Here is a 5,003-nt window from a genome sequence, read left to right on the forward strand (position 1 = left end):
CGCCCCAGGTGATTTCCTTGCTGGGATCCGGGTTGGCCGGGTTGCGCTTCGAGTTGTCATAGACGTAGGTGGCGATCAGCTTGGAGCCGGCGGGCACCTTGATGGGCTCGGCGAACTCATACATCCGCTGCCAGTTGAAGTCGTAGCGCGGCACGTTCAGGAGCTGCTTTTCCGTGCCGTCCGGATAGCGGATCGACAGATCCGAATAGGTGCCGCGGTAGTGGGCGTGGACCACAGCCGAATAGAGCAGCGCCTCATGCGGGAAGTCGAGGTAGGCCACCTCGCGGTGGGCCTCGGCGTTCGGCGGGATCTTGATGAACAGGTTGGCGATGGTGTTCTCGCGCATCATCAGCTTCGGCATCTCGCCGTTCTTGTAGAAATAGAGGCCGATCTGCTGGGTGGAGAGCACTTCCTTGCCGAAGGGGGTGTAGTGCATCTGGTAGCCGATGGAACCGCCAGCCGGGATGTAGGTTCCGATGTCGGTAGGCTGAACGATGCTTTCCATGCCGACGGTGTAGCCGCCGACACTGCCACCCCAGTTGCCCATGCCGCCCTGCTTGTTGGCGCCCGGCGGGATGTAGCCTGACAGGATATGGTGCACGGCCTGACGCTGCTGAACGCGGGCGGTGGAGGCCTTGAGCCAGCGGCCCTCGGTCAGGGGGTTGTCCATCACCGGGTACTGGTAGTCGACGATGCCGCTGGCCGGGATGGTGTAGGACGGAATTTCGATCACGAGATCGGGCTTGCCCAGCGGCCACTCGGGGGCCACGTGGCGCACCTCGGCCAGCTTGTCCGGGCCGTCGCCGCGCTGGGCGCCGGCTTCGATCCAGCGGACCAGAGTCTTGATCTGGGCGGGCGACAGGCTCTTGTCGTCCTTGAAGTGGCCGACCTTGGGGTCGACGTCCCAGGGCGGCATGCGATCGGTGCGCACGGCCTCGCGGATCATGGGGGCGAAGCCCTTGACCTTGGCGTAGCCGTCCATGGCGAAGGGGGCGATGCCGCCCTCCTGGTGGCAGGCGATACACTTCTGCTCGATGATCGGGACGATGTCGTTGGCGTAGGAGATCTTCTGGAACGCGGCCTGTGCGGCGGGGCTGCGGTCGGGGAAGGTGATGACGGCGCCCTTGACGGGACGCTGCGCCATGGCCACCGGCTGGCCGGCGATCAGGGCGTCGATCGCCCTGGCCGCCCAGGCCGCCTTCCCGCCGTCGTTCAGCGGGCCACGATAGGCCACGGCCCATGTGCGCGGGTTGATCACGAATACTTCGGAGACTTTGGACGCGCCGAGCTGGTCGCCGACCAGCTGGTTGTCGTCCATCAGAACCGGCAGGTTGAGACCCAGCGCCTTGCCCTCGGCCAGCACAGCGGCGCGGGTATCCTTGGCGGTGGAGTTCAGCAGCATCACCTGCACGCCCTTCGAGCCATAGGCGGCCTGCAGGGCGGCAAGGGCGGCGGCGTTCTTGCGAATCTCGGGGCTGCCCACCGCGTGCATCACCAGCACCACGGCCTTGGCGTCCTGATAGCGGTAGAGGTCCTGCGAGTGGCCGGAGGCGGTGACCAGCCGGAAGTTGTCCACCTGGGCCGGAGTGGCCACGGCGGCGGTGGCCGGAGCCTTGGCGCCTGCGGTGACGGCGCCCAGGCCGAAGGTGAGGGCGAGGCCCAGGGCAGAGGCGATCATAACGCGGCGCATCGACGGATTCCCGAGAGGACAGACGGACACGGCGCGAGGGTGGAGCGCCGAATATGCGGTATCCTATAGCCCATAAAGTGTTGTCAAATAAATGACGCACCCGTCATCGAACTCGACTCGACCATCACAAAGGTCGTTTTGCGTACAGGCGTCGCCTCAGTCTGTCCTGGCAGCAGCGCGAAGGTTGGCGTCGTGGGTCGCCTTGTCGATCCGGTAGAGCGTCCAGGTGGCCACGCTAAGCCCGCTGACCAGGATCATCAGCGGTATGTAGACCCAGCCGACCTGCACCATCATGGCCAGCGTATCTGGGCCCGGTTTGGCTTTCTCGGGAAATCCGGCCCAGGCCAGCAGCAGGCCGGGAAACGCCACCGAGATCGAGTTGACGATCCGGCTGGGCAGGCTGTCGGCGGTCATCAACAGGCCCTCTGCGCGATCCCCGGTCTGGGCCTGAACATCCTCGACGATGTCGGCTACCATCGAGGAGACGATTATGTAGCCGCCGATGATGCAAACCCCCGCCAGAAACGCGAAGCCGCCCAGCAGCATCAGAAGCTGCGGCGATGCGGCCCAGGTCAGGACGCCCGTCAGCTTGAGCAACATCGGCAGGTGGGTGATCAGTATGCTGGCCGTGAACAGCGAAAGGCAGGCCGGCTTCTTGCCGAACCGCTGGGCCAGACGGGGCGCAATGATCGCGGCGAGAATTGGCGTGGGGATGGCCAGAAGCGACAGGACCATGATGTCGCTGGCCTTCAGGCCCCAGAGGAAGGTGTAGAAATAGAGGCGTAGCCCGCCCTCCATGCCCAGCGCGACGCCCAGAAAGACACCGGCGCCCACCGCCACCAGGAAGTTGCGGTTGCCGAGCGCCTTGCCCATGCGCTGGATCTGGACCTTGAGGCTGGCCCGCTCGGCGAAGGCGACCGGCTGGAACAGATGCGGGATCGCGTGGCGGGTGCCCCACGCCATCGCCAGAATTGAGGCGACGATGATCACCGAGATGGTCAGCGACAACGGCCCGTAGCCGTCCACATTCAACTGGCCGACCGGATGCTCCGGCGTGGCGCGCAGGAAGACGCCATAGATCAGCACGGTGGCCAGGGCCGACGTGCCCGCGCCGATCATCCAGCGATAGCCGATCAGCACCGTGCGGTCGTGGTAGGCCTTGGCCAGCTCGGGGCCCAGAGCATTGCTGGCGATCTCGAAGATGCTGAAGGACACATTCACGAAGAGGCCCGTCGCCAGCACATACCAGAACATCGAATCGGCTGCCCAGTCCCGCGGCGGGCTCCAGCGGAAGTAGAGAGCGATCGGGATCAGCAGGAGACCGGCGATCAGGAACGGGTGGCGACGACCCCAACGGGTGCGCGTCTGGTCCGAGGCATTACCGATCACGACATCCATGATGGCGTCGGAGAACAGCGTAGCCGACAGCGCCAGGGCCACCACCGCCGCCGGCACCCCGATCACCTGATTATAGAAAAACATCGCCAGCGCGCCCAGCGCGTTGAACGCGCCCGGGGCGGCCGAGCCCAGCCCATAAAACAGCTTGATGCGGAAACTGGCCTTCGGCGGTTCAAGACTGTCGTCCAAGATCGCCACGAACGGGCCTCCCAACGTCAAGCATCTCCCCCAGGACAGTGGCGGTGCAGTTCGTCGATTTGTCAATTCGCCACGGGGAACCGAAAGCGGCAGGGGCTGTGCCGCCTCTGGCGAAGGCGGTCGATTCCGCGCAAACAGGACAGATGGCGCGGCCCACAGAACCCCTCGACGGCGACTACGATTACATCGTGGTGGGCGCAGGCTCGGCCGGGTGCGTGGTGGCCAACCGGCTGTCGGCGGACCCAAGGACGCGGGTGCTGTTGCTGGAAGCCGGCGGGCGGGACAACTGGATGTGGTTCCACATTCCGGTGGGCTACCTGTTCGCCATCGGCAATCCACGCTCGGACTGGATGTACGCCACCGAGCCGCAGGCCGGGCTGAACGGAAGATCGATAAGCTATCCGCGCGGCAAGGTGGTGGGCGGCTCATCCGCGATCAACGCCATGATCTCCATGCGCGGCCAGGCGGCGGACTATGACCACTGGCGCAGCCTGGGCCTGACCGGCTGGGGCTGGAGCGACGTGGCCCCGGTGTTTCGGCGGCTGGACGACCACTTCCTGGGCGATACCGACCACCACGGCGTGGGCGGAGAATGGCGGGTGGAGGCGCCGCGGGTGCGCTGGGCCGTGCTGGACGCCATCGCGCGGGCGGCGGTGGAAATGGGCGTACCCGCCACCGACGACTTCAACACCGGCGACAATTCGGGCGTCGGCCTGTTCCATGTGAACCAGAAGCGGGGCTTCCGCTGGTCGGCGGCGCGGGGGTTTCTGAAGCCGGTGCTACATCGCGCCAATCTGCGTCTGGAAACCGGGGTGCTGGCGGACAGGGTGCTGTTCGAGGGATCGAGGGCCACCGGCGTGCGCTATCGCCAGAACGGCCGGGTGATGGACGCGCGGGCGCGGGGCGAGGTGATCCTGTGCGCAGGGTCGGTGGGCTCGCCGATGATCCTGCAGCGCTCGGGCGTGGGGCCGGCGGGAGTGCTGGCGCGGCACGGGATCGCCGTGGTGCGCGATCATCCCGGCGTAGGCGGCAACCTGCAGGACCATCTGCAGCAGCGGGCGATCTACAAGGTCTCGGGCGTGAAAACGTTGAACGAGACCTATCACTCGCTGATCGGCCTGGGACTGATGGGGGCGGAGTACGCCCTGTTCCAGCGTGGGCCGCTGACGATGGCGCCCTCGCAGCTGGGACTGTTCACGACGTCTGGCCCGGGCCATGCGCGGCCCAATATCCAGTTCCATGTGCAGCCGCTGTCGCTGGACCGGTTCGGCGAGCCTCTGCACCGGTTTCCGGCAGTGACGGTGGCGGCCTGCAACCTTCGCCCCACCTCACGCGGGACGATCGGGCTGCGTTCGGCGGACCCGGCCGACGCTCCGGTGATCGACCCCAACTATCTGTCAACGGACGATGACCGCCGGGTCGCCGCCGACGCCATCCGCGTGACGCGGCGCCTGATGGGCCAGCCGGCGTTGGCGGCCTTTCGCCCGGCCGAGCACCTGCCCGGCCCCGGGGTCGGGGACGACGCGGCCGCCCTGGCCAAGGCCGCCGGCGACATCGGCGCAACCATCTTCCACCCGGTGGGCACGGCGAGGATGGGGGTGAGCGATGACCCCATGGCGGTGGTGGACGCGCGCCTGCGGGTGATCGGGGTGGAAGGCCTGCGGGTGATCGACGCCTCGGTGATGCCGACGATCACGTCTGGAAACACCAACACGCC

Annotated in this window: 3 protein-coding genes; 1 reads left to right on the plus strand and 2 read right to left on the minus strand. The window is 66.7% G+C overall.

Translation table 11 applies throughout. From position 1 onward, the window contains the following. Together ACIQ42_RS15845 and ACIQ42_RS15850 are read right to left on the minus strand one after the other, a co-directional pair. On the minus strand, positions 1-1,690 hold a 1,690-nt coding region (locus ACIQ42_RS15845; RefSeq protein ID WP_397423211.1), incomplete at its 3' end, for a redoxin domain-containing protein. A gap of 156 nt (positions 1,691-1,846) precedes the next feature. Beyond that, positions 1,847-3,286, minus strand: a complete 1,440-nt coding sequence (locus ACIQ42_RS15850; protein ID WP_397423212.1) for an MFS transporter — start codon at positions 3,284-3,286, stop codon at positions 1,847-1,849. Positions 3,287-3,429: 143 nt separating this feature from the next. On the opposite strand from ACIQ42_RS15850, the gene ACIQ42_RS15855 reads away from it, so the two are divergent. Further along, positions 3,430-5,003, plus strand: a 1,574-nt coding sequence (locus ACIQ42_RS15855; protein ID WP_397423213.1) for a GMC family oxidoreductase, incomplete at its 3' end; no start/stop codon positions are given.

It is taken from the genome of Phenylobacterium sp. (genome assembly GCF_044372605.1).
Lineage (GTDB): Bacteria > Pseudomonadota > Alphaproteobacteria > Caulobacterales > Caulobacteraceae > Phenylobacterium.